We start from the raw sequence: 26630 nt of genomic DNA, 5'->3' as shown, positions 1-26630 counted from the left end.
CTTTCCGCAAGACCGGCGCTAGCTGCTGGCGCGCCGTTGCTCCACTTGCCACTTACTCGCGGGTGGTGCCCGGCGCCTTCGCGTCGACCTGCCCGATCTGTATTGCCAGGCGCTTCAACGTTTCCTCCAGTTCCTCGTTCTTCGGCTGAAGCTTTCGCGCCTGCGCGAACGCGTCCCGCGCGTCATCCTCGCGGCCCAGTTTCCACAGCACTTCACCCTTGTGCGTGAGCCCGATCGCATAGGCTTCGCGCGCATCCTTGTTCGTGTCGCCGTCCTTCGCGAAGATCGCGATCGACCGGTCGAACCATGCGAGCGCTTCGTCGTTGCGACCGAGGCGATACAGCGCCCAACCCTTGCTGTCGAGCGCATACGCATCGTCCGGCGATTCCGCGAGATGCGCGTCGATCATCGCGAGCCCGCGCTCGACTGCGACGCCGGCGTCGGCGAGCCGATAGCCGATGTCGTTCAGGCGGTCGCCTGGAATCCGGTCGAGATCGAGCGCGGCGGCCACGCGGCCCGCGTCGCGTTCGGCGATCGCGAGCGACAGCAGCTTGGCGACGATCTGCTGCCGCAATTCGCTGCTGATCCGATCGCCGTTGGCGACCAGGCTGCCGAGGTATTGCGTGTACAGGTCGGGCGCACCTGGGGCGTTCGCGCTGTTCGCGATGGTCAAGCCCGGGCCCGCGCACCAGTCGGTGTCGGCCGTCCCGGCCAGCGCGCCGGCGTAAAGATTGACGTTTCGCGGCGTGCGCGATTGCGCGTAGTAGGTGTAGCCGTTCGCATCCGAATAGCCGCACGCCAGATATTCGTTCTCCACGTCCAGCACGTACGGGAAATGGCCGATCGGCGCCGAGCCGCCCGGCTCGACCAGCCGGAACGATTCGCCCAGATCGCCGTCGCCGACGATCGGGTTGAACACCCACTGCTTCTCCGGATGCAATTTCGGCAGCCGGACCCGGACGGTGCGCCCGGCCGCGTCGGTCGTGCCGAAGATCACGCTGTCGTGCTGATCCGGCTTGACGGGCAGCCCCGCGATGACCTGACCGGGCAGGAACAGCCGGTAGCGCGCATTCGGCAGCGGCTGGTGCGTGATGGGGTCGCGCAGCACGAACTGGTGAACGTAAGCCCCTTTTCCGAGCGACGCCGTCGGCGCGATATAGGTGCGCGCGTAAGCGGCGGGCAGGGCGGTACAGCTCAAGGCCGCGGCAACGAGCGCGGCGAGAAGGCGGGATGTCATGAAATTGCGGTTCTTATTGGTAAGGATGTTATTGACCGACGGCCGGAAAAACACTGAACGACCTGCGCGACCTTCGATATCCAGCTGCGAATACCGATACGGATCGCTGGATCGTCCAGCGCAATTCAATGCGGAACCTGCGCGCCGCAACGTGATGCGAGGAAGCGGCGGACGGATGACGCGCGAATGCAGTGCGCAGCATAGCAGGCCGTGTCGAGCGCTCGCTCCCCATTTTGTTTCGTCGTTGCGCGCGGATCAACGATATCGTGATTTGTATCAAGTCATGATATGTCGATCCGCACGACAATCGATTCGACCGCGGTAAAAAGGGCGAAACGATCGCAATCCGATCGGCCTTTACATCCGCTATTTCACCTCCTTAAATAATCAGGGTCTGCCAAAAGACCGGAAAAACGAGATCCCCATGAGTCATTTCCTGGACAGATTGCGTTATTTTTCCACCACGAGGCCACGCTTCTCCGACGGACACGGCGCCGTCACGGAAGAAGACCGAAAATGGGAAGACGGCTACCGGATGCGCTGGCAGCACGACAAGATCGTCCGCTCGACCCATGGCGTGAACTGCACGGGCTCGTGCTCGTGGAAGGTCTATGTGAAAGGCGGGATCGTCACCTGGGAAACCCAGCAGACCGACTATCCGCGCACGCGCCCCGACATGCCGAACCACGAGCCGCGCGGCTGCTCGCGCGGTGCGTCCTACTCCTGGTACCTGTATAGCGCGAACCGCCTGAAGCATCCGATGGTGCGCAGCGCGCTCGTGAAGCTGTGGCGCGAGCGCCGCCGCACGCTCGGCCCGGTCGAAGCGTGGCGCTCGATCGTCGAGGACGACGAAGCACGCCGCTCGTACCAGCGCCGCCGCGGGCTCGGCGGCTTCGTGCGCGCGAGCTGGGACGAGGTCAACGAGATCGTCGCGGCGGCCAACGTGCACACCGTCGAGCGGCACGGCCCCGATCGCGTGGTCGGCTTCTCGCCGATTCCGGCGATGTCGATGGTGTCGTATGCGGCAGGTTCGCGCTACCTGTCGCTGATCGGCGGCGTGTGCCTGAGCTTCTACGACTGGTATTGCGACCTGCCGCCCGCGTCGCCGCAGACCTGGGGCGAGCAGACCGACGTGCCGGAATCGGCCGACTGGTACAACTCGACGTTCATCATGATGTGGGGCTCCAATGTCCCGCAGACGCGCACGCCGGACGCGCACTTCCTCGTCGAGGCGCGCTATCGCGGCACCAAGGTCGTGTCGGTGTTCCCCGATTACTCGGAAGGCGCGAAATTTGGCGACCTGTGGCTGCACCCGAAGCAGGGCACCGATGCGGCGCTCGCGCTCGCGATGGGGCATGTGATCCTCAAGGAGTTCCATCTTGCGGGGAAGAGCGACTACTTCGCCGACTACTGCAAGCGCTATACCGACATGCCGTGCCTCGTGCGCCTTGTGCGGCACGGCGACGGCTACGTACCCGAACGCCTCGTGCGCGCATCCGACTTCGACGATGCGCTCGACGAGGCCGCGCATCCGGACTGGAAGACCGTGATGATCGACGCTGCGACCGGCGAGTTCGTCGTGCCGGTCGGCTCGGTGGGGTTCCGCTGGGGGCAGCAGGACGAAGCCGACAAGGGCAAGTGGAACTTGCGCGGCGAGACGTCGAAGGGCGCGGCGCTCGCGCCGCGGCTGTCGTGCACGGCCGTGCACGACGAAGTCGTCGACGTGCTGTTCCCCTATTTCGGCAACCAGCCGCACGCGCATTTCAACTCGACGCAGCACACGTCCGAGCTGTCGCGCCGGATCGGCGCGCGGCGCATCGCGACGCGCAACGGCGACCTGCTCGTCGCGACCGTCTACGACCTGTTCGTCGCGAACTACGGGCTCGACCAGGGGCTGGGCGGGCGCGACGTGGCCGCGAGCTACGACGACGACCTGCCGTACACGCCGGCGTGGCAGGAAACGATCACCGGCGTGAAGCGTGCGGACGTGATCTCGGTCGCGCGGCAGTTCGCGGAGAACGCGCACAAGACGCAGGGCAAGTCGATGGTGATCATCGGCGCGGGGATCAACCACTGGTTCCACATGGACATGTCGTACCGCGCGATCATGAACATGCTGATCATGTGCGGCTGCGTCGGCAAGCCGGGCGGCGGCTGGTCGCACTACGTGGGCCAGGAGAAGCTGCGCCCGCAGACGGGCTGGACGGTGTTGTCGGGCGCGCTCGACTGGAGCCGCCCGCCGCGCCAGATGAATTCGACGTCGTTCTTCTACGCGCACACCGACCAGTGGCGTTACGACCCGATGGACCCGGCCACGCTGCTGTCGCCGCTCGCGGACAAGTCGCAGTTCCACGGCGCGCCGATCGACTACAACGTGCGCGCGGAGCGGATGGGCTGGCTGCCGTCCGCGCCGCAGCTCGCGGTGAATCCGCTGAAGGTCGGCGCGGCGCTCGACGATCCCGCGCATGCCGGCGCGGAGGTCGCGCGGCAACTGAAGGCAGGCACGCTGAAGATGGCGAGCGAGGATCCCGATGCGCCGGAAAATTTCCCGCGCAACCTGTTCGTGTGGCGCTCGAACCTGCTCGGCTCGTCGGGCAAGGGGCACGAATATTTCCTGAAGCACCTGCTCGGCACCACCCACGGCGTGCAGGGCGAGGATCTCGGCGCGACGGGCGGTACGCGTCCCGAGGAAGTGACGTGGCGCGACGACGCGCCGCGCGGCAAGCTCGACCTGCTCGTGACGCTCGACTTCCGGATGTCGACGACCTGCATGTACTCGGACGTCGTGCTGCCCACCGCGACGTGGTACGAGAAGGACGACATGAACACGTCCGACATGCACCCGTTCATCCACCCGCTGTCTGCGGCCGTCGATCCCGCGTGGGAATCGAAGAGCGACTGGGAGATCTTCAAGGGGATCGCGAAGCGCTTCTCCGCGCTGTGCGGCGGGCATCTGGGCGTCGAGCGCGACGTCGTGCTCGCACCGATCGCGCACGACACGCCGGGCGAGCTCGCGCAGCCGTTCGACGTGCAGGACTGGAAGCGCGGCGAATGCGAGCCGGTGCCGGGCCGCACGATGCCGAACGTGACCGTCGTCGAGCGCGACTATCCGAACACCTACGCGCGCTTCACGTCGCTCGGGCCGTTGATGGACAAGCTCGGCAACGGCGGCAAGGGCATCGGCTGGGACACGAAGGACGAAGTGAAGCTGCTCGGCGAACTCAACTACAAGGTGGCCGACGGCGCGGCGCAAGGGCGCCCGCGCATCGACACGGCGCTCGACGCGGCCGAGGTGATCCTCGCACTCGCGCCCGAGACCAACGGCGAAGTGGCGGTGAAGGCGTGGCGCGCGCTGTCCGGCATCACGGGCATCGACCATACGCACCTGGCCGCCGCGCGCGCGGACGAGAAGATCCGCTTCCGCGACATCCAGGCGCAGCCGCGCAAGATCATCTCGTCGCCGACGTGGAGCGGGATCGAATCCGAGCATGTGTCGTACAACGCCGGCTACGTGAACGTGCACGAGCTGGTGCCGTGGCGCACGATGACCGGCCGCCAGCAGCTCTACCAGGATCATGCGTGGATGCGTGCGTTCGGCGAATCGCTGTGCGCGTACAAGCCGCCGGTCGATACGGGCAGTTACGCGCACATGGTCGGCACGCGTTCGAACGGCAACCCCGAACGGGTGCTGAACTTCCTGACGCCGCACCAGAAGTGGGGGATCCACAGCACCTACACGGACAACCTGCTGATGCTGACGCTGTCGCGCGGCGGCCCGATCGTGTGGATGTCGGAGGACGATGCGAAGGCGATCGGCGCGGTCGATAACGACTGGATCGAGTGCTACAACTCGAACGGCGCGCTGTGCGCGCGGGCCGTGGTCAGCCAGCGGATTCCGTCCGGGATGGTGATGATGTACCACGCGCAGGAGAAGATCGTGAACACGCCGGGCTCCGAGATCACCGGCACGCGCGGCGGCATCCACAACTCGGTCACGCGCATCGCGCTGAAGCCGACCCACATGATCGGCGGCTACGCGCAGCTCGCGTACGGCTTCAATTACTACGGCACGGTCGGCTCGAATCGCGACGAGTTCCTGATCGTGCGCAGGATGAACAGGATCGACTGGCTCGATGGTGAAGACGCCGCCACGGCGACACAGGGTGCCCGCGAAGGAGAAACGTCATGAAGGTACGCGCACAGATCGCGATGGTGCTGAACCTCGACAAGTGCATCGGCTGCCATACGTGCTCGGTGACCTGCAAGAACGTGTGGACGAGCCGCGAGGGGATGGAGTACGCGTGGTTCAACAACGTGGAGACGAAACCGGGCATCGGCTACCCGAAGGACTGGGAGAACCAGGACCGCTGGCGCGGCGGCTGGCAGCGGCGCGCGGACGGCAGGATCGAGCCTCGCCTCGGCAGCAAGTGGCGGCTGCTCGCGCAGATCTTTGCGAATCCGCACCTGCCCGAGATCGACGATTACTACGAGCCGTTCACGTTCGACTACGCGCATCTGCAGGAGGCCGGCAATACGCGCGCGATGCCGGTCGCGCGGCCGCGTTCGGTGATCAGCGGCCAGCGGCTCGAGAAGATCGAATGGGGGCCGAACTGGGAGGAAATCCTCGGCGGCGAGTTCGAGAAGCGCGCGAAGGATACCAACTTCGAAGGCGTGCAGAAGGACATCTACGGGCAGTTCGAGAACACCTTCATGATGTATCTGCCGCGCCTGTGCGAGCACTGCCTGAACCCGGCGTGCGTCGCGTCGTGCCCGTCGGGTTCGATCTACAAGCGCGAGGAAGACGGCATCGTGCTGATCGACCAGGACAAGTGCCGCGGCTGGCGCATGTGCGTGTCGGGCTGCCCGTACAAGAAGATCTACTACAACTGGCAGAGCGGCAAGGCCGAGAAGTGCATCTTCTGCTATCCGCGCATCGAGGCCGGCCAGCCGACCGTATGCTCGGAAACCTGCGTGGGCCGCATCCGCTATCTCGGCGTGCTGCTGTACGACGCCGACCGGATCGGCGAGGCGGCCAGCGCCGAGAACGAGAAGGACCTGTACGAAGCGCAGCTGTCGCTGTTCCTCGATCCGGACGACCCGGCCGTGATCGCGCAGGCCGAACGCGACGGCGTGCCGGCCGCGTGGATCGATGCCGCGCGGCGCTCGCCGACCTACAAGATGGCGATCGACTGGAAGATCGCGTTCCCGCTGCATCCGGAATACCGGACGTTGCCGATGGTGTGGTATGTGCCGCCGCTGTCGCCGATCAACGCGGCCGCGAACAGCGGCGTGCTCGGGATGAACGGCTACCTGCCGGACGTCGAGTCGCTGCGCATCCCGTTGCGCTATCTCGCGAACCTGCTGACGGCCGGCGACGAGGCGCCCGTGAAGCTCGCGCTCGAACGGCTGCTCGCGATGCGCGCGTTCATGCGCGCGCGCCACGTGGACGGCATCGATGCGCGCGGCGTGCTCGACCAGGTCGGGCTGTCGCTCGCGCAGGTCGAGGAGATGTACCGCTATCTCGCGATCGCGAACTACGAGGATCGTTTCGTGATCCCGACGACGCATCGCGAGTACGCGGAGAACGCGTACGACCTGCGCGCGTCGTGCGGCTTCTCGTTCGGCAACGGCTGCTCGGACGGCCGTTCCGGGGCGAGCCTGTTCAGCCCGAGGAAGGGCGGCAAGACGATTCCGATCCACGAGGCTTCCCGATGATGCGCACCGCACCCGATCCGACCTATGCGGCGCTTGCGGCGCTGCTTGACTATCCCGACGAGGCGCTCGTCGCCGCGCTCGACTCGATCGACGCTCACCTGCGCGAGCACGCGCGCCTACCGAAAACGGTGCGCGCGGGCCTCGACCGGTTCCTGGCGTACGTGCGCGAACGCGATCTGCTGACGCTGCAGGAAAACTACGTCGGGCTGTTCGACCGGGGCCGCGCGACGTCGCTGTACCTGTTCGAGCACGTGCACGGCGAATCGCGCGACCGCGGGCAGGCGATGGTCGACCTGCTGCAGATGTACGAGCGGCACGGGCTGTTCCTGAACCAGGGCGAACTGCCCGACTACCTGCCCGTGTTCCTCGAATACCTGTCGCGGCTGCCGGCGCTCGATGCACGCAAGCTGCTTGCCGAAACCGGCGAGATCCTGCGCGCGCTTGCCGGCCAGCTCGCGCAGCGCGGCAGCCATTACGGCTTCGTCGTCGGGGCGCTGCTGCCGATGGCCGGCCTGACGCCGCTCGACACGCAGGACACCGCCGCAGACGACGTGGCCGCCGAGCGGCCGAGCGCCGCCGACTACCGCGCGCTCGACGCGTCGTATGCGGACGAGGCCGTGCGCTTCGTCGGCGCGGCCACGCCGGTGGAGGAACCGGTGCGCTTCTACGATCAACGGCCTGCGCGGCGCGCATAGGCGCGCCGGTCCAACAGGGGAAAGCCATGAACGATTACCTGCATCAATTCCTGTTCGGGATCTATCCGTACATCTGTCTCGCCGTGCTGCTGCTGGGCAGCCTGATCCGCTTCGACCGCGAGCAGTACACGTGGAAAAGCGATTCGTCGCAGCTGTTGCGCCACGGCATGCTGCGGCTCGGCAGCAACCTGTTCCACTGGGGCGTGCTGGTCGTCGTGCTCGGGCACTTCGGCGGCTTTCTCGCGCCGCACTGGCTCGTGTCGCCGTTTCTGTCGGCGTCCGGGCACCAGCTCGTCGCGATGGTGGCGGGCGGGGCGGCCGGCGTCGCGGCGATCGTCGGGCTGACGATCCTGATCGGGCGGCGCCTGGGCGACCCGCGCATCCGCCGCAACAGCCGCCAGTCGGACATCCTGATCGTGCTGATGCTGTGGGTGCAGCTCGCGCTCGGGCTCGGCACCGTCGTGCTGTCGACGCGCCACATGGACGGCGCGATGTTCGAGCAGCTCACCGACTACGTGAAGGGCGTGGTCACGTTCCGGCCGGACATCGCGAGCCTGCTCGTCGGCGTGCCGCTGACGTACCGGCTGCATATCCTGCTCGGCTTCACGATCTTCCTCGTGTCGCCGTTCACGCGGATGGTGCACATCTGGAGCGGCATCGCGTCGGTCGCGTACCTGCTTCGCCCGTACCAGATTGTGCGCAAGCGCTGAGGAGGCCGCATGAACGACGTTCTCTCCGAAGTCACTGCCGGGCCGTTGACGATCAACGGTGTTGTGATCGACGATGTGGCAATTGCGGCCGAGGCCGCGCATCACGGCTACGCACCCGATCCGCTCGACGCGGCACGGCGCGCGCTCGCGGTGCGCGAACTGCTGCGGCAGCGCGCGGTGTCGCTCGCGCTGCTCGACGAAGGCGCGCCGCTCGACGACGCAGCCGTCGACGCGTTGCTCGAACGCGAACTCACGCACCTGCCCGAACCCGATCGCGCGGATTGCGAGCGCTACTACGCGCAGCATCCGGCGCGCTTTCGCCGCAACGACATCGTCTATGCGAGCCACGTGCTGTTCGCGATGACGGACCGTGTGCCGCTCGCACCGCTGCGGCAGCGCGCGGAAGCCGCGCTTGCCGATGTGGTGGCCGCACCCGATACGTTCGAAGCGGTCGCACGCGCATCGTCGAACTGCCCGTCGGCGGAAGTCGGCGGCAGCCTCGGGCAGTTGCTGCGCGGCGATACGGTGCCGGAATTCGAGGCCGCGCTGTTCGATACCGACGGGCTCGGCGTGGTGCCGAAACTCGTCAACACGCGCTTCGGCTTTCACATCGTGCGCATCGAACGCCGTGTGCCAGGCGACGCGGTGCCGTTCGACGAAGCCGCCGCGCAGATCGCCGCGTACCTGTCGGAGCGCGTGCGGGAGCGGGCGATGCGGCAGTACGTGGCGATTCTCGCGGGCGGCGCGCGCGTCGAGGGCGTGACCTTCGACGGCGCGAATGGGCCGCTGGTCCAATGAAACGAGGTTTGGAGCATGGCAACTCAACAACAAGGTAACGTGGTGCCGGCCGGCGGCGCGCCGGCGATTCCGCTGCGCGCGTGGTCGGTGCTGGCCGCGAGCACGCTCGCGTTCATGGTGTGTTTCGTCGTGTGGATGATGTTCGGCGTGCTCGGCGTGCAGTTGCGCACGGATCTCGGGCTGAACAGCACGGAATTCGGGCTGCTCACGTCGACGCCCGTGCTGACCGGCGCGCTGATGCGCTTGCCGCTCGGCACGTGGACCGACCGCTTCGGCGGCCGGATCGTGATGACGGTGCTGCTGGTCGGGTGTGCGGTGCCCGTCTATATCGTCAGCTACGCGACGCAGCTGTGGCAGTTCCTGCTGATCGGGCTGTTTCTCGGCTGCGTCGGTGCGTCGTTCGCGGTCGGCACACCCTATGTCGCGCGTTTCTTCCCGCCGCAGCGGCGCGGGCTCGCGATGGGCGTGTTCGGCGCAGGCACGTGTGGCGCAGCCGTCAACCTGTTCGTCACGCCGCTGCTGCTCAACGCGTACGGCTGGCGCGTCGTGCCGCGCGTCTACGCGGTCGCGCTGCTCGTCACGGCCGCGATCTTCTGGTTCGCGTCGGCGCCGGACCCGGGCGCGGGCAAGCGCGGCGGCTCGTGGCTCGATTCGTTCAAGGTGCTGCGCGACCCGCGCGTGTGGCGGCTCTGCCAGTACTATTCGATCACGTTCGGGGGCTTCACAGCGCTGTCACTGTGGATTCCGCAGTATCTGAAGAGCGAATACGGGATGTCGCTCGTGATGGCCTCCGCGTTCGCGGCCGGCTTCTCGTTGCCGGGCTCGGTGCTGCGCGCGCTCGGCGGCGCGCTGTCCGACCGCTTCGGCGCGCACGCGGTCACGTGGTGGGGGCTGTGGGTCGCGTGGATCGCGCTGTTCCTGCTGTCGTATCCAGCGACCGACTTCGTGATCCACACGATCGACGGTACCGCGACGTTGAACGTGGCGATGCCGGTGGCCGGCTTCGTCGCGCTGACCTTCGTGCTCGGCGCGGTATTCGCGCTCGGGATGGCGTCGACCTTCAAGTACGTCGCCGACGATTTTGCGGACAATCTGGGCGTCGTCACGGGCATCGTCGGGCTCGCGGGCGGGTTGGGCGGCTTCCTGCTGCCGATCCTGTTCGGCATGCTGCTCGACCTGCTGCGCGTGCGCACGACCTGCTTCATGTTCCTGTACGGGATCGTGTGGGTGTCGCTGATCCTGATCTACCTGTCGGAGGTGCGGCGCACGCCGGTCGTCACGGGATAGCGTGGGAGGGTCTTGCCGCCAGCGGGCAGCCAACCGGCACTCACGTGCCGGTTATTCACTGTAGTACAGCGTCGAGCGCGCGATGACACGATTTGTCCCGCGTGGGCAGGCACACAGAACAATATCGCCGTCCAGCACGCCGTGCGTATTGCCTATGCCCCACGTATGAGCGGTGCCGAGCACCGACCCGCCTTGGCCGCAATTCCCGCAGGAGGCCCGCGCCATGTGATAGGCGTACGGCACGCCGTCTTCCAGGTCGGAATCGTTTCCATCGAGCACGTAGCCGCCTGTCGTGGTCCTGTTGCCCTTGAGCGCCAGCATTTTCCTGGTCATCCGTTTTCCTCGGGAGGGTTCGAATGGATCAGTACCGGTTCAACGTTGCCGGCAATATCGTCAGTCGAGTCTTGCCGTCTGGCATGAAATTCGTGCCGAACCGCACGAGCCCTTCGCGACGCAAATGGCAGGCCATCGTGAAGCTGAGCAGCATCCCGGGTTCCGGCGAGTGAATGTCGACGTCCACCTTTTTCAGGCGCGGCTCGTATTTGAGCAGTGTTACCTCGATGGCCTGCCGCAACGTGTGCGCCGACGAGGGCAGATGCCGATAGATTTCCGACAGGTCGTCGAGGCCGTAATCCGGCAGGTGCGCGAGCGAGCCGCGCCGACTGTTCAGAATACGCTCGATGTTGTCGCGAACCGACAGGAATACCTGTGTCTCGGGAGAAAATTCGTCCACCGTCGCGCCGTCCGCGAAATGGCCGGTGACTCGCTCGAACAATCCGGGTCCCACCCACATCCCGATGCTCCTTTACTGCGCGAGTTGCGCAATCGCGGCGATCAACCATCGATCGACGACAAACCAGGCAAGTCCGGTCGCAATGCAAGCGACTGTCACCCAACTCAATATTGAAAGCCGAAACCGCGCCGCGCGGGTGCGGTCAATCACGATCGGAGCGAACGACGTTCGACCCGATTCCTCTGCCGTCGCGCGGCCCAGTCGTTGATTGATCGCATGCGTGAGCGCCACGCGCGCCGTGTCGCTGTCGCCGGCGAAACGGCCGACGAAACCGAGCTCGAACACGGCCGCAAAGATCGCCAGCAGTGGCCGAACCGGCTGCGGTTCGCGCAGTCGATGCTCGATACGCCGCACCAGCTCGGTGCCCGCATCGTTGCTCGCAAAGTGCATCACCTGCAGCGGTTCGTGCGCCCATGCGTCGCGCGCGTTTCCGGTCAGATATTTCAATGCCGCCTCGTCGATCAACGCGCAATGCGAATAGAGCGCGTCGTCGATCACATCGTCCGGCAGCTCGCGCCCGCTCAATTCCTCGCGCAGGTTGGCGAATTGCGCATTGCTCCGTTCACGCGCGGTTTCGAACGACAGCGAGCCCTTGCTCAATGCCGTCACGATGCGCGCCGTGTCGCGCAACGCGACCGGGAGCAGGGTGGAGCAGGGAATCGTCATCGTCATCATGATGGCAGCACCGCATACAGTTCGAGCGACGCATCGGGAATGGAGACCGGCACATAGATCTGGCAGGCCCGCGCATTGACCATTCGTTTGAATGCGGCATCCGTGATGTCCAGCGCGAAATACTGGTTTTCGATGCGGACCGGAATCGCGGCCGGCAGCCGCGCCATCGGAAGCAATGCGATGCCGGGCAGCGCTGAGTTGACGATTTGCTCGACCTCGTCCGGCGCGCCGACCTTGCACAGACGCGGTAGTTGTTCCAGGAGCGCATGGGCCGGCATCGCAGCCTGCACCGACAAGTAGTATTCGGCCCCATCGACAAGCCGTTCGTCGTTGATCCGGCCCGACCATGTCGTAGGGCGCATGCGTTCCAGCGCAATCGGTACGACCCGGGACGGAATGACCGTGTCGAGCAACGCGCGGATCAGCGATTCGAGTTCGGCAAACGTCGGTTCCGGCGCGTGGTGGTCGTAAAGCGGAATGGCTTGCAGGGTCTCGGTCGTGGAGAAGGTGAGCAACGATCCGGCCAGCCGGGCGAGCACCGCGTAAAGTCGCTCGGGATGCTGATCGGGCGCCTGTACGAGACGCGCGAGTTCAGGCCATGCGCTATGGATGCTGTGCAGAAGCCAGAACAGTGCCACGTCGGACACGGCAAAGTCGGCAATCTGATCCGAACGCTCCTTGCGACGCACTGCGAGACTCGCGCTCTTGGCCGACAGAATCTCAGAAAGGCGCTGTGCGCGCTGTACCAGCGTATCGTTCGCGGAGAGGGCCAGGCATGGCGGCACGAATGCGGTGTCGGCCTCGAAACGTCCCTGCGGGCCGCGCACGAGTCGCGCGATCGGGCACGTCACGTAGTCGCCGGTCTGCTCGAAATCGAACAGCAGGGACACGATCTGTCGTTCGACACTGATTTCTTCATGACCTTCGCCGTTCAGGTCGGCAACTTGCCTGTATTCGCGAGTGAAGCGGCGGGGGCGGGCCGGTTTTTCGCCGGCTTCGACGCAGTTGCCGCCCTGCGCGTCCATCAACGCCACGCCGGCCAACACGGTCACGGCGTCCAGCGATGCCGGGACGTCGTCCAGGCTGCGCGGGGCGGGGAGCCAGTCGGCGGTTTCGCTGTCGATCAGCGTGCCGTCCGGCAGGCGCAGCGCGAGCGCCGTGCATTGCAGGCGGCTTGCGGCCAGGGCCCGGCTGTCGAGTGCCACCTGCAGCGTACCCCAGGCGTCGGGGCTGGCAATACGCGCGACGCGGTCGTGAGCGTACTGTTCCCACATCGCCTGCTGCTGGAAGTGCTGCGGCGTCATGAAAATCCCCTTGGCCCACAGTGGTCTGGTTATCTTCATCGTGTTTATTGGTCTCGTTTGAAAGTCGCGGCGGGAATTCGTGCATTCGTTCTCATGTCACTGCTTCGCTCTCGGCATTTGAGAAATCAGCGAGAGGCCGATGTCGATGCCCTCGATCTGAAAATGCGGGACGATGAAAAGCTTGATGCGAAAGAGGCCCGGGTTATCCTCGATGTCCTCGACGGCGACCCGGGCCTCGCGCAGCGGGTGCGCGGCTTGCAGGTCGTCGTCCGGCGCCGTCATTTCGGTGACAAGCGATTTGATCCAGGTATTCAGTTCGATCTCGAGTAGTCGCCTGTCCCGCGTCGTGCCGATGTTTTCCCGCTGAATCAGCTTCAGATAATGAGCGATACGCGACAGCAGGAAGATGTAGGGCAGCCGCGCATTGATTCGGCTGTTGGCCGACGCATCCCGCGCGTCATAAGCGCGGGGTCGCTGGGTGGAATGGGCCGAGAAGAAACACGCGTAGTCGTGATTGCTCGTATAAGAGAGCGGGATCAGGCCAATGTCCGCAAAGTCGGGTTCGCGCGTTTCGGAAATCAGCGTTTCGGTCGAAACCTTTCCTAACCGACCCGTGCCAAGGTCGTATTCGTGGGCGGGTAAATCGTCGAGCCGGCCGCCTGCCCGCGGGCCGCGGATCTGCAGACACCAGCCGTTGCGAACGAAGCTTCGCACCAGGTTTGCCGCGAACGCAAATGCCGCACTCGTCCACAGATAAGCGGCGTGGCCCGGCTCCCGAACGTTCTCGATGTAATTGAATGCCCGCACGGGAAGCGTATCGCGGCCATACGGCAGACGAGCGAGAAACCGCGGCAGCGTGAGCCCCACGTAGCGCGCATCCTCGGTCTGCCGGAAGCTGTTCCACTTCAGGTATTCAGCCCGTTCGAACCACGCCCCCGGATCGCGAATGCCTGCGACCGCTTCCATCGACGGTTTGTCGAAGAACGCCGGCGACACAGCGCCGATGAAGGGCATGTGCGCGGCGGCCGCGACTTTCGAGATATTCCGCAGCAGTGCGATGTCCTGCGCGCGATGGTCGAATTCGAATGCCGAAATGATGGCGGCGATCGGCTCACCGCCCGGCATGTCGTACTCGCCGACGTAGGTCAGCCGGAACAGGCCGCTTTGGACAATCTCGGGTGTGTCTTCGAAATCGCGATGCAGTGCATCTTTCGACACGTCCAGCACCTCGATCCTGACGTTGCGGCGAAAATCCGTGCGATCGACGAGAAACTGGAGCCCGCGCCAGAGCGATTCGATCGCCTGAAACGCGGGATGGTGCAGGATCGCGTCGAGTTGCCGCCCGATTTTATCGTCCAGATCGGACAAGTACCAATCGATTCGATAGCGATCGATAAAATCCGATTGATTGGCATTCTTTTTCGAATCATTCTCGAATGAAAATGACATCGATATAGGACGGTTGCGTTGAAAACCTGCACTCATCGTAGGTGTATCGGATCGAATCTGGAATGAGAGGATTGCAACGTATAGCATGCAAATCGTCTCGAAAAAAGGTGATGTGTGAACAACCGTCACGATTCGACCATAAACAACGATTCGGATGAATTTCAATGGTTTGCACTTCTCGGATTCGCGATCGAGCGGTTATTGTTCGACGCTTAATTCGTGTGTCGTGCCGGGGCAAAGGCCATGCCCGTGAGAATGGCGCGACGCTGCTGATCGAAAGCCGAGGTGAATGAAAACATGGCGAGCCTGTTTGATGACGCGGGGAAATTCGCATCGAGCTTGACGACGATATCGGGGCATCAGGCGTACTTTCTCGACGTGCCCGGCACCGACAGCGCGGTTGCGCTGTCGGTCGTGTCGTTCGAGGCGGTGGAAAGGATGGGGGCACCCAGCGAGGTGCGCGCGATGCTGACGCATCCGTTTCAACTGGCGCGTGCCGACTATCTGAACCGCGACGCCGCGTTTGTCGTCGTGGCGGACGATGGAACGAGGCGGCGCTTCTCGGGATTCGTCGCGCGCTTCTCGACGCTGCAGACCACTCGCGATTTCACGAAATACGAAGTCGTCCTGAAGTCGCATTTCGCGCGGCTCGAGGCGGTCACCACGAGCCGCATCTACCAGCACCAGACAACCCCGCAGATCATCGAGGCGGTGCTGCGCAGCCACGGCCTGGAGGGGCACCGGTTCGCGTTTCGCTTGCGCCGCGAGTATCCGAAGCACCTGTTCCGCTTCCAATACAAACTCGACGACCTGTCCTACGTGCGGATGCTGATGCAGAAGGCCGGCATCTACAGCACGATCGTCGAGACCGAGCACGGCGACCAGATCGTGTTCGCGGACGATATCGATCACTACCATTGGGATCCGCATCTCGTCGTGCCGTATCGCGAGGTGGCGGGGCTCGAGGCGTCGGGGGCCGAGGCGGTGACGGCGCTTCGAACGCATGCGACGACGGTGCCCCAGTCGTTCCTGGTGGCCGACTACAACCCGGAACAGGCGTGGGAGCGCTTCAAGGACGAGGCGAACGTCGCGCCGCAGGATTCGACCACTTACGGGCAGCCGTACGTTTACGGTACGCACCATCTCGATCAGGCCGGGGCGAAATGGGAGGCGCAGTTGCGACACGAGGCGGCGATCGCGTGGCAGGTCGTCTACGAAGGCGAGAGCAACGTGATGGCGCTGCAGGCCGGGCGCGTCCTGAGCCTGGATGCCGCGTTGCCCGATGCGCCGGATGGGCAGGTGGTGATCGAGGTCATGCACAGCGCCGCGCGCGATCGGGCCTATACGAACCGTTACACGGCGATTCCGGCGAATCGGCGCTTCCGGTTGAAACTCGAAAACGCGACTTGGCCCAAGATTGCCGGCACGCTGAGTGCGCGGGTCACGTCGCCGGACAAGTACAAGTATTCGTACTTGTCCGCTGCTGGTTACTACACGGTGCGGTTCGACATCGACTTCACCGCGTGGCCTTCGGGCGGCGAGAGCGTACCGCTTCGGCTCGCGAAGCCGTTCGCGGGTGCATTGCAGACGGGGTTTCACTTTCCGGCGCTGGACAACACCGAGGCGGTGATTGCGTTCCGGGATGCGGACCCGGACAAGCCGGAGATCATCGCGTTCCATCACCACAGCCAGGCGCGGGATCTGGTGACGAACGATCGGCGCTGGCTGTCGCGCAACATGATCCGCACGCAGAGCAACAACAAGCTGCGGATGGAGGACTGGGCCGGGCAGGAAGGGATCAAGCTCAGCACCGAGCATTCGGGCAAGTCGCAGTTGAATCTCGGTTATCTGGTGGACCGGAAGCTCGACTATCGAGGCGAAGGGTTCGAACTGCGGACCTCGGGTTATGGAGCGATTCGCGGCGGCAAGGGGCTGTATCTGTCGGCAGACGATCAGCCCGGCGCCGATGGCAAGCAGCTCCACATGCAGGCTGCAAACGCGCAGCTCAAGGAGGCGTTGCAACTGATGCAGGGCCTTGAAAAAGCCGCGCGGGCCGCTCAGGCGCAGGTGAACGCGGTCGAGCAACAGCGTCGGTTGCTGGCGCAAAGGCTGGATCGCCTTCAGCAGGCCGTCCTGCTGGCCACGGCGCCGGCGGGCGTGGCGGTGACCAGTGGCGACCATCTTCAGCTATCCGCAAAGACGAACCTGACGGTAACGGCGCTCGAAAGCGCCGATATCGGCGCAGGTAAAAACCTGTCGTTGGCTGCCGCGAACGCGGTGTCGGTTTTTGCGGGGAACGAAGGCATCAAGGTTGCCGCGGCGAAAGGCGATATCCAGGCCATCGCGCATTCGGGGCAGGTGCTGGTGACTTCCGCGAAGGACATGAAGCTGGTCAGCGTGGACGGTGAGTTCCATGCGTTCTCGGGCAACGCGGTCGTTCTCTCGTCGGGCGGCGCGTATATCAGGCTTGCCGGCGGCAACATCGAACTGGGGTGCCCGGGATCGATCATTTTCAAGCGTGCCAGCTCGTTGGCGCAGGGGCCGGCGACGCTGCAGGAATCGTATCCGCCATTGGCGAACGCGGGTCCCAATACGCGGAAATTCAGGCTCCATTACGACGGCTATCCCGACGATGTGATCAAGGGGCGGCGTTATCGGATCCACAAGGAAAACGGCGCCGTGATTGAAGGCGTGAGCAACGATCGGGGCGAAACGAGTCTTGCGCAAAGCGAAATTGCGGAGGTCGTTCGGATCGAGTTTCCTGGCGACGGGGAGGCGTGAATGTCTATTTTTAACGCACGCGCTTAGCGAGGTGAGGACAATGTGGCAAAGACGGATTCGGTGGGTCGTTGCGGTCGTTGCGGTTTTTCTGGTCGCTTGCGTTCATGCCGATCGACCGGTAAGGAAAACGTTGCCCGAGGAGGATTGGCACGAGTATGTGGTTTACCGAATCGACGATCATCGTTACATCAGCATTCGTAGCCCACAAATATGTAATGGTCATCTGGATGGAAATATTTACTACAACGACACGCAATCCGGAGTTCGCAAGTTTGTTTCGTTTACTGGGCCAATGAGAAATGGTCTCTATCAGGGCTACTACGCTGTTCGTACCGATCCGATGCATATCGCTATTCCTGCTATTTCATTTTCTCAGATAAGAGGGATGATGCTAAGGATCTACTATTCTCACGACGGCGGGCGCTCGTTTCAAGGATTTTCGGTTGGTCCATATAGCGGGGAGGATAACGTTGTTTTATTAAATGGAAATGATTTATATATTGCAAGAAGAAATCCTATGAGGCCCGAGGATTATTCTCGTTCGCCGGGGGTTGTTTACGATATCGATAAAGATATGGATAGGCGTGTGGCGTTCTCGGCTGCGCCGCCGACCGCATTTGACAAATATGGAAAGGGGGTTTATCGATATCAAGTCCCTTTTGATTTGAAATCCCCTTCTGGTGAGACTCGCTGGACATGTCCGATCGCGATCGATAAGTAGGAGAATTTATTATTGGAGGAATTATGAGTAAAGTAACGCCGAGATTTTGGGCGGAATCTTTGTGTGTTCCTGGAGATCGTAATGTGACGCTTGTTTCGATTCCTCGACCTATGCCTTGTATTGTCGTTTTTGTTCATGGCGTTAATTCGGAGGGTGAGTGGTATGGCCCTGCGGAGAAGGGGTTGATGAAAGGCCTTGATGAGCGCCTGGGAAGGAAGGATTTTATTTCAAACATATATCGTTATGAGGAAAAGAATGATGCGCGGCCGCTCGAATTTGTGGATTTGCAGAGTAGTCCTGTCATACGCTTTTACTGGGGTTATCGTGCCTCTAAGGATGAGACCAAAGATGTCAAATTCCCTTGGCGAATTCCTCTGAAAACACGCGTCTATCACTATGGGACGGAGCGAGACGATCCCTCCTATACGCCTTATACGTATCCCAGCTACTCTTGCAAAAATCCTGAGAAGAACATCAAAGGCAACACGTACTACTGGGGCGGCGGCCCGTTCCAGAACGGCACCACAGCGCTGAGCATGTCATGGTATGACGGCTTCAATCCGGTTGTATGGGGCATCAACGTTGGTAGCCCGACGATCAACCCCGAGCGCGACCGTCCGCTCAACGCGTGCCCGAAGCGAACCTACTACGTGAACGCATCGAAGCGGCTCGCGAAGCTCATCGATACGATCTACGAGGAATACCCGAACGATACGATTGCGGTGGTCAGTCACAGCCAGGGGACGATGATTGCATCGCTCGCGATGTTCTACGTCAAGAAGGTTCCCGATACGCTGTTCCTGTGCAATTCCCCGTATCGGTTGAGCGAAACCGCGCTGGACGATTTCCAGATGGGTTCGCAAGCGCCGACCACCAAGGCGCGTGTGAACACGTTTTTCAACATGCTCGAGCGTTTCAAGGCGGCTCAGGCGGATACGCCATCCAAGGTATCGGCCGAGCAACTTGAAGGCGTGGGCGGGTGGTTCGATGCAGCAGTGCTGGCCGCGCACGAGAATTCGACCGCGCTTGCCGCCGGCGACGAACAGGAAATCACCGCGGACGACGATATCCTTGTGCTGGACGACCCGGCCGATGCACAGGTTCGATGGAGCCCGTCCATTCCGATGGAGGATCCGGTTCCCGGCAATGAGGAACTGAGTCACCACAACCACGGCAGGGTGTTCGTTTATTTTTCGCCGCACGACCGGGTGATGGGGGCGTCCCCGCTGCAAACCATAGGCTGGAAGGGCGTCGACGACAAGCTTCCCGATCCCGCGAAACCGAAATCGTTCGCGAAGGTCGATCCGTTCGAGAAATATCGTGGCGTGCTTTTTCAGCGTCAATTCATGCGTTCGCATGAAGCCGGCGGCACACCGAATCCCAAAACACCGCGATGCCCGAGTGATGGTGCGCCATGGAATCCACCATCCCCCGCGATCTTGGGTCCCGTCAAGGAGCACGCGTCGATTTCCCGGGATGCGACAGTCAACGTCAATGGCCCGGGCGTGCCTCGACCGGTCTCTGCTGAAGAAATGAAGAACTTCGATGAAGATACCGCGAAGAAAAACAACGAAATGCTCGCGGACGACCAGGATTACCAGTACTACGATGAACTGCACATGGACAAGCCGAAGTGGGCGCGAGAAGAAGCCCAGCCCTACGACGGTTCGAATCAGGTGCGCTATCGCCGCCAGATACCGGAAGAGATTGCCGACGAATTCAAATCGACGATCGCCACGCCGACCAATCACAGCACGATCTTGATGTACGAAGGCGGGATGCTGGTCGAACGCGTTCTCGCCTACGACCTCCCCATTGGCCGAGCCGACAGTTTTTCCGATCGCCCGTTCTGGAAAAAGCTGCTGAAGATGGCCGACTGGCTCGAGGAAGATCCCGAATACGAACAGGGCGGCGATTATCAATTTGCCGGAGAGCCGCCACCGGGAGTCGACTGCGAGACCAACGGGATGGCCAACGAACGTTCGATCTACAAGGGCTCCTGAGCCGACTTAACCGTACATGTATGGCTATTGACGTCGATTCCCTCCCGCCGCGTCTTGACGATGCGCCGCGAAGCCCGTCCACAAGGAAAACGGCGTCGTGATTGAAGGGGCGAGCAACGATTGCACAAAGCGAAATTGTGGAGGTCGTTAGGATCGAGTTTCCTGGCGGGGGAGAGGCATGAATGTTTATTTCGGAATCACGCGCTTAGCGAGGTAAAGACCATGTGGCAGAGACGGATTCGTTCGGTTGTTGCGGTCGTTGCGATTTTTCTGGGTGCTTGTGTTCATGCCGATCGGCCGGTAAGGAAAACGGTGCCCGAGGAGGATTGGCACGAGTATGTGGTCTATCGTATCGACGATCATCGTTACATCAGCATTCGTAGTCCGCAAACGTGCGATGGACACATCGATGGGAATATTTACTACAACGATACGCGTTCGGGGGTTCGTACGTTTGTTTCCTTTACGGGCTCCGCGGCAAATGGTCTCTATCGGGGTTACTATGCTGTTCGTGCTAATCCTACTTATATTGCTATCCCTGCACTCGCTTTTTCTCAAACGAGTGGAATGCTGCTGCGCATCTATTACTCTTACGACGGCGGAAAAAATTTCCAATGGTTTTTGGTGGGAGATGAGAGTGCGAATGTGGCAATTATAGTTGATGAGGAAAAGTTGTACTTAACTGCCGCAAATTTTCGTGGCGGGATGGATTACTCTGGTAAGTCCGGTGTCGCCTTTGATATTTCAAGGGATATGAACTGGCGAATCGCTCATTACAGAGCCGAAAGTTCGGCTTTTGATGCGTACGCGAAAACTGTTTATGGAATTCCCCGAAATATAAGGTCTCCGTCGGGCCAGACTCATTGGCGCTGCCCTTCAATGTCGGCGGATAAATAAAATCTAATGAAGAAATTCGATAATTCAAGCCCTATATTTATCGCTGAGTCACTCTGCGTTCCCGGTGATGCAAACGTGACACTCGTGTCGGTTCCTCGGCCAATGCCATGTATCGTCGTCTTCGTACATGGAGTTAATTCGGAGGGGGAGTGGTATGGCAGCGCAGAAAGCGCCCTCATAAAGGGGCTAAATGAGCGTCTTGGGAGAGCGGATCTTGTATCGAATGCTTGTAAATATGGCGACGATGTTCGTGTGGATAGGCGGCCATTCAAGAGTTTGGATCTGAAAAATAGCCCAATCTACGAGGAACTGCATCAGGACAAGCCGAAGTGGGTGCGGGAAGACGCCCAACTCTACGACGGCTCGAATCAGGTGCGCTATCGCCGCCAGATACCGGAAGAGATTACCGAAGAATTCAAATCGACAATCGCCACGCCGACCAATCACAGCACGATCTTGAGGTATGGCGACGGCATGCTGGTCGAACGCGTTCTCGCCTACGACCTCCCCATTGGCCGAGCCGACAGTTTTTCCGATCGCCCGTTCTGGAAAAAGCTGCTGAAGATGGCCGACTGGCTCGAGGAAGATCCCGAATACGAACAGGGCGGCGATTATCAATTTGCCGGAGAGCCGCCACCGGGAGTCGACTGCGAGACCAACGGGATGGCCAACGAACGTTCGATCTACCAAGGCTCCTGAGCCGACTTAACCGTACATGTATGGCTATTGACGTCGATTCCCTCCCGCCGCGTCTTGACGATGCGCCGCGAAGCCCGTCCCCGCTGATCGGGGCCGCGGTGTTCATGATCTGCTTCGTTGTGGGCAGTACCACCGCGCTCCTGTTGTGGCCGAAGCGATACCCTACGGCAACGCCTGTCTTCTGGGTTGCCGTGGCGATCGTTCCTCTACTGTTGTCCGCGTTGTCCGCCTTGGTTCCTTGGCTCTTTTACGCTGGAACAAAGCGATCTATCCAGGCGTGGAACGACCGGCGCGATCAATTTGTCTCGGGCGTGTTCGAGCGGGAAAGTCGACCGATTGCGCTGCTCGGCTGCGTCTGTCGCATGCCTTTGGACGACGACAACGCGCTTGCAAAGCTGGCCGAGGGAGAACATCCGCTTGCGCCGCAGCAAACGCCCGACAAGCGGACTGCCGTCGCTGCTCGATGGTTTACCGCGCCAGCGTTTTCCGTCGGAACGGATCCCCGCGAATATGATGCGGAACGGCAACGTTCGCTGCTTCCCAGTCTGCTGAGAAGCATGCTCGATGCGCTCAAGCACCGGATCAATGCATTGCCGCCGGATCTGCCGTTGAACATTGCGCTTTTCGTCGATGCGCCGTCGTTCGAGGAAGAGGTCCGACCTCGAATGCAATCGATCTGGGACGGCCTCAAATTACGGGCGTACTCCTTCGGCACCGAGCCGACCGTCCCGAACTCGATGGCGCTCGACGCGTGGCTGGATAGTCAGGACGACCGTAGCGGCGAGCATGCCACGTTACTGTTAATCGTCCAGTTGCACGCGCTTGTGAGCAAGCCGCCGCCCGCCGGCAGTACCGAGGTTGCGATCGCGTTGTTGATGACCCCGCAAGAGGTCGCGCAGCGTCACCGGCTCAATGAACTCGCGCACATCCATCGACCGCGGCAGGGCGCCATCGCATCGCTTCAGCAGGCGCTCTCGCTGGCATTGAAGTGGGGCGGGGCACAACCCGCGGACATTCATCATCTCTGGCATGCAGGTTTCGACAAGATCGGGCAACAGGCGCTGTTGTCTGCAGTCCGTATGGAAAATATCCCGTTGTCCGATGGGCGGCCGGTGTCCGGCGAGCACGATATCGATCGTCTTGTCGGCGACGCCGGCATCGCTGCCGACTGGTTTGTGCTCGCCTGCGCGAGCGAATTTGCGCAATCGTATGGCGGCCCGCAACTCGTGGCCCGACATGACGGAATTCACAGCATGCTGACGGTCGTTCGGCCGGTCTTGCGCTCACCTGCTCAGGGCCGCCTCTAATGGACCGAAAATTCTGGCTTGATCTTCTGTTCGCGACGCTGCTGGCCGTGCTAGCGGCCTTGCTGCTGTGGGTATTCGGCGAGTTGGGAATGAGCCGGGCCGCCGACGTCAAACAGATCGCGTCTCCGGCGCTGCTGGTTTGCGGGCTGCTCGCGTTGCTTGTCGCGTTCGCGACGTGGCGTACGCGCCATCGCGCGATGGACCGTCGCCTCGCTGCATGGGCGGCAACCACGCAAGGTGGAGCGGCCGGCAAATGCGGGAAGCCGCATGCCGGCCTGTCGAATGCACTATCCGAAGCGCTGCGCTCGCGCTACGGCTGGCGTTGGCGCTATCGCCTGCCCTGGCTGCTGCTGACCGGCGACGCCGCCACGATTAGCGGTCTCTCGCCCGAACTCGCCGAGCGAGGCTGGCTACTGACGGACGATGCCCTGTTGCTGTGGGGCAAGACCGACCCAGACGGCGTTCCCGATAAAACCTGGCTGTATCAAATCCGACGGTTGCGCCGCGCCCGGCCGCTCGATGCGATCGTGCTCGCGCTCGATGACGCCAATTTGCCGGCCGACTCGGTGCGTGGTAGGCACCCCTCGGGTGTTCATCTCGCGTCGATCAAGAATACCCTGCGCTGGTCCGCACCGATCTACGTCCTCGATCTCGCCGGCACGGATCCGGTTCAGCGGGCCGACACCGTTGTGATCGGTTGCGAATTCTCCGCGCCGACCGATGCGCCGGCCATCGAAGCCGTGCTGCTCGACCTGCGCGATCGTCTGGCGAATGTCGGCGTCGAACAACTCGCGCGCAATCGCGACGACGGCTACGCGGCGGATCTATCGGCGCGACTCGACACGCGAAGCGCGCCGCTGGCGCGCTGGATGGCGGGCCTGTCCGACTGGCGTCGTCGTCCGTTGCCGGTTGCCGGCGTGTTTTTTGCACCGCGGCTTGCGGCCGGCACGTCCGCATCGGGCACGAATGGCGCTCAGCCGTCGCCGCTGTGGCGCTATCTGGCCGATGCCGTGCAGCGCACGCCGGGGCGGCGCAAGGCGACGCATCCGGTCACGGTGCTGTCGGCGGTTCTGCTGGCGGCCGTGAGCATGTGGGGCGTCGGCATCCTGATTTCGGGCCTGACGAATGCACGCGAGCTTGCGCTCGCCAATGACGCTATTCGCGCGTCGAGTCACCCCGGCGACGCGTCGACTCGCCTGCGGGCGCTGCTCGCGCTCCAGCAGCGCATCGAATTCTACGAAGCGCGCGTGCAGCGCCCTGCGCTTTTGTCACGTTTCGGCCTGAACCATGACCGTGACGTGCTTGCCGCATTGTGGAAACCGTACGCGCGCGAAGCCCGTTCGCAGTTGGTCGTGCCCGTGCAGCAGGACATCGAAGCGCAACTGGTCGACCTCGTCCAGATACCCGCCGCCCAGCTCGATGACCCGGCCAGCCGCCTCGCGCGCGACGGTCATGCTGCGCTCAAGACGTACCTCATGATGGCCGAACCGACGCGCGCCGATCCGGCGTTCATGACGCCGCAACTGGTTCGTCACTGGCACGGTGGAGCAGGGCTGTCACCCGGCGAAAAACGCGACCTGTCCCAACGGTTGCTGACTTTTTACGCACGGCATCTGGACGCCCACCCCGACTGGCGCATCGCGCCGCGTGACGAACTGGTCGGCGGTGCACGCCAGACGCTGCTTGCCGCGATCGGCGTGAAGCACTCGGAAGACACGATTTACCAGGCGCTCGTGGATTCCGTCGGACATAAATATCCCAACCAGACGCTCGCTTCGTTGACGGCCGGCACCGATACCCGCGGGCTGCTGCGAAGCGCGGCGAGCGTGCCGGGCGCATTTACGCGCCAGGCGTGGGAGGGCACCATCGAATCCGCGATCGATCACGCGGCCAAGCGCAATGGTGTGAGCGCCGACTGGGTGCTCGGGATGGCAGCCGCCGGCGCAGGTCCGTCGAGCACGACGCCCGACGCGTTGCGCGCGGCGCTGCGTGCGCGCTACTTCGCCGACTATGCGGAGCATTGGCAAACCTTCATGAACGGCATCGCGTGCGACCCGGCACGGACACTGCCCGCGGCCGTCGCGCAATTGAAGCTGATCGCCGATGCCCGCCAGTCGCCGGTGATCGCGCTGATGAAGTCGCTCGACTATCAGGGCGCCGCCGGCGCGGAGCGGGCTTCGCTCTCCGATACGCTGGTCAGCAAGGCGCAGAACCTGTTTGCCGACAAGAACGGCGTGCCGCAAGCGCCGAGCGCGGATCCGGCCGGCCCGCTGGGCGCATCGTTCGGACCGCTGCTGCGCTTGGTCGCGCCGGCCAACGCCGCCGCATCCGGCGCCGCGAGCGATCTGAGCCTGCAGCGCTACACCGAGCGCATCAGCATGCTGCGTCTGAAACTGCAGCAGATCGCGGACAGCCCGGATGCCGACAGCGACGCACGGCAGGTCGCCCAGTCGCTGTTCCAGGGCAGGAGTTCAGAGCTTGCCGACACGCTCGCCTATGCCCGGCTTGTTGCGGCGAGTCTCGGCGAGCAATGGGCCGGCATGGGGCAGGCGCTGTTCGTGCAGCCCGTCGCGCAGGCGACCCAGGCCGTGCTCGAACCCGCTCAAGCCAGCCTGAACGATGCGTGGCGGCGAACCGTCGTCGCAACCTGGAACCGTTCGTTCGCCGGACGCTATCCGTTTGCGAATACCGCCAACGACGCGTCGCTGCCGGAGCTGGCGCGCTTCCTGCGCCCGCAGGGCGGGCTGGTCGGCACGTTTCTGTCCACGCAATTGGCAGGCGTGCTGACGCTGCAAGGCGATCAGTGGGTGCCCGCGTCGAGCGGGTCCGGCGCAGGCAGGTCGGCAGGAACGATCGATCCGGCGTTTCTCGACGCCATCAATCTGCTGCAACGGATGGCCGGCCACCTGTTCGCACAGGGCGAGCCGCGCTACGCGTTCGAACTCAAGCCGGTGCCTGTTTCGGGCATCACCGATACGCGCCTGAACATCGACGGGCAGACGCTGCATTACTACAACCAGCAGGAAGTGTGGCAAACGCTGACCTGGCCGTCGAGCGAGCCGCAGCAGGCCGGTACCCGGCTCGAATGGCAAACCGAGCGGGCCGGCACGAATCTGAATCTCGAGTTCGGCGGGCGCTGGGCGCTGGTCCGGATGCTGGAGCGCGCGCGCGTGACGCCGGTCGACGGCGCCACGTTCCAGCTCACCTGGCAGGCGCCGCCGGCCGCGGATGCGAAGCAACGCGCGGCCAATGCAGCCATTGCGGACGATCACGATGCGCTGAATCCGCAAGGGCCGTTGACGCCTGCGCCGTCGTCGCTGACCTATCCGCTCGCCTACCTGATGCGCACCGAGGTCGGCAAGGGGCCGCTCGACTTGCTGGCGCTGCGCGGTTTCGTGCTGCCGTCACGCATCTTCATGCCTCATGCCGGCGCGCCTCGCGCGGGCGGGCGCGCCGTTGCCGTGCCTCCGCCGCTGCCGCCCGGCGCGCGCGCCGCCGCACGCCACGCCGTCGCGTCCATGCCGGGTGGACCCTTGCCGCAATGAAACTTCAGGAGACG

General features: G+C 63.1%; 19 protein-coding genes. 13 read left to right on the top strand and 6 right to left on the bottom strand.

What is annotated here, in order from left to right; genetic code table 11:
* Positions 1–52: 52 nt before the first annotated feature.
* Positions 53–1237, bottom strand: coding sequence for a tetratricopeptide repeat protein (locus tag G3N64_RS02600; protein WP_205782202.1), 1185 nt, complete (start codon positions 1235–1237; stop codon positions 53–55).
* Positions 1238–1661: 424 nt separating this feature from the next.
* Here G3N64_RS02600 and G3N64_RS02595 point away from each other — a divergent pair, with 424 nt between their 5' ends.
* The 6 genes from G3N64_RS02595 to G3N64_RS02570 are packed head-to-tail and all read left to right on the top strand — an operon-like array spanning position 1662 to position 10442.
* On the top strand, positions 1662–5426 hold the full coding sequence (locus tag G3N64_RS02595; RefSeq protein ID WP_205782201.1) for a nitrate reductase subunit alpha: 3765 nt from the start codon (positions 1662–1664) through the stop codon (positions 5424–5426).
* Positions 5423–6952 (top strand): nitrate reductase subunit beta, encoded by a 1530-nt coding sequence (gene narH, locus G3N64_RS02590; protein ID WP_205782200.1) that lies wholly within the window; start codon positions 5423–5425, stop codon positions 6950–6952. Before G3N64_RS02595 ends, narH begins: the two co-directional genes overlap by 4 nt.
* Complete coding sequence (gene narJ, locus G3N64_RS02585) at positions 6952–7647, top strand: nitrate reductase molybdenum cofactor assembly chaperone (protein ID WP_205782247.1); 696 nt, start codon at positions 6952–6954, stop codon at positions 7645–7647. The genes narH and narJ overlap by 1 nt, the downstream gene beginning before the upstream one ends.
* 26 nt (positions 7648–7673) lie before the next feature.
* Positions 7674–8357, top strand: coding sequence for a respiratory nitrate reductase subunit gamma (gene narI, locus G3N64_RS02580; RefSeq protein WP_205782199.1), 684 nt, complete (start codon positions 7674–7676; stop codon positions 8355–8357).
* A 9-nt stretch (positions 8358–8366) separates the two neighbouring features.
* Positions 8367–9155 (top strand): peptidylprolyl isomerase, encoded by a 789-nt coding sequence (locus G3N64_RS02575; protein WP_205782198.1) that lies wholly within the window; start codon positions 8367–8369, stop codon positions 9153–9155.
* 15 nt (positions 9156–9170) lie between these two features.
* On the top strand, positions 9171–10442 hold the full coding sequence (locus G3N64_RS02570; RefSeq protein WP_205782197.1) for a nitrate/nitrite transporter: 1272 nt from the start codon (positions 9171–9173) through the stop codon (positions 10440–10442).
* Between the two features lie 51 nt (positions 10443–10493).
* Here the strand turns inward: G3N64_RS02570 and G3N64_RS02565 are convergent, their stop codons facing one another.
* Genes G3N64_RS02565 through tssC form a run of 5 tightly spaced genes read right to left on the bottom strand, consistent with a single transcriptional unit; the run spans position 10494 to position 14663 of the window.
* Complete coding sequence (locus G3N64_RS02565; protein WP_205782196.1) at positions 10494–10775, bottom strand: PAAR domain-containing protein; 282 nt, start codon at positions 10773–10775, stop codon at positions 10494–10496.
* 28 nt (positions 10776–10803) lie between these two features.
* A complete protein-coding gene (tssE, locus tag G3N64_RS02560; protein ID WP_205782195.1) occupies positions 10804–11235 on the bottom strand; it encodes a type VI secretion system baseplate subunit TssE in 432 nt (143 codons plus the stop codon).
* Between the two features lie 12 nt (positions 11236–11247).
* The gene (locus tag G3N64_RS02555) at positions 11248–11910 is read right to left on the bottom strand and encodes a DotU family type IV/VI secretion system protein (protein WP_205782194.1); all 663 of its coding nucleotides are present in this window, start codon (positions 11908–11910) and stop codon (positions 11248–11250) included.
* The gene (gene tssK / locus G3N64_RS02550) at positions 11907–13253 is read right to left on the bottom strand and encodes a type VI secretion system baseplate subunit TssK (protein WP_205782193.1); all 1347 of its coding nucleotides are present in this window, start codon (positions 13251–13253) and stop codon (positions 11907–11909) included. Before tssK ends, G3N64_RS02555 begins: the two co-directional genes overlap by 4 nt.
* A 57-nt stretch (positions 13254–13310) precedes the next feature.
* A complete protein-coding gene (tssC, locus tag G3N64_RS02545; RefSeq protein WP_205782246.1) occupies positions 13311–14663 on the bottom strand; it encodes a type VI secretion system contractile sheath large subunit in 1353 nt (450 codons plus the stop codon).
* A gap of 297 nt (positions 14664–14960) precedes the next feature.
* On the opposite strand from tssC, the gene vgrG reads away from it, so the two are divergent.
* The 7 genes from vgrG (at position 14961) to G3N64_RS02510 (ending at position 26616) form a co-directional block, all read left to right on the top strand.
* Positions 14961–17444 carry a type VI secretion system Vgr family protein gene (vgrG, locus tag G3N64_RS02540; protein ID WP_205782192.1) on the top strand — a complete coding sequence of 828 codons (2484 nt, stop codon included), beginning with the start codon at positions 14961–14963 and terminating at the stop codon, positions 17442–17444.
* A gap of 40 nt (positions 17445–17484) precedes the next feature.
* Complete coding sequence (locus tag G3N64_RS02535; protein ID WP_205782191.1) at positions 17485–18165, top strand: hypothetical protein; 681 nt, start codon at positions 17485–17487, stop codon at positions 18163–18165.
* Positions 18166–18350: 185 nt separating this feature from the next.
* The gene (locus tag G3N64_RS02530; RefSeq protein WP_241020731.1) at positions 18351–20168 is read left to right on the top strand and encodes a DUF3274 domain-containing protein; all 1818 of its coding nucleotides are present in this window, start codon (positions 18351–18353) and stop codon (positions 20166–20168) included.
* Between the two features lie 222 nt (positions 20169–20390).
* Positions 20391–21065 (top strand): hypothetical protein, encoded by a 675-nt coding sequence (locus G3N64_RS02525; protein ID WP_205782189.1) that lies wholly within the window; start codon positions 20391–20393, stop codon positions 21063–21065.
* A gap of 6 nt (positions 21066–21071) precedes the next feature.
* On the top strand, positions 21072–21764 hold the full coding sequence (locus G3N64_RS39550; protein WP_241020730.1) for a DUF3274 domain-containing protein: 693 nt from the start codon (positions 21072–21074) through the stop codon (positions 21762–21764).
* A gap of 20 nt (positions 21765–21784) precedes the next feature.
* Positions 21785–23071 carry a hypothetical protein gene (locus G3N64_RS02515; protein WP_205782188.1) on the top strand — a complete coding sequence of 429 codons (1287 nt, stop codon included), beginning with the start codon at positions 21785–21787 and terminating at the stop codon, positions 23069–23071.
* Positions 23071–26616 carry an ImcF-related family protein gene (locus G3N64_RS02510; RefSeq protein WP_205782187.1) on the top strand — a complete coding sequence of 1182 codons (3546 nt, stop codon included), beginning with the start codon at positions 23071–23073 and terminating at the stop codon, positions 26614–26616. Before G3N64_RS02515 ends, G3N64_RS02510 begins: the two co-directional genes overlap by 1 nt.
* The last annotated feature ends 14 nt before the right edge of the window (positions 26617–26630 follow it).

It is taken from the genome of Burkholderia sp. Ac-20344 (assembly GCF_017104975.1).
Lineage (GTDB): Bacteria > Pseudomonadota > Gammaproteobacteria > Burkholderiales > Burkholderiaceae > Burkholderia.
Note: the sequence above shows the minus strand (reverse complement) of the source record. Positions and strands in the feature narration are given on the sequence as shown.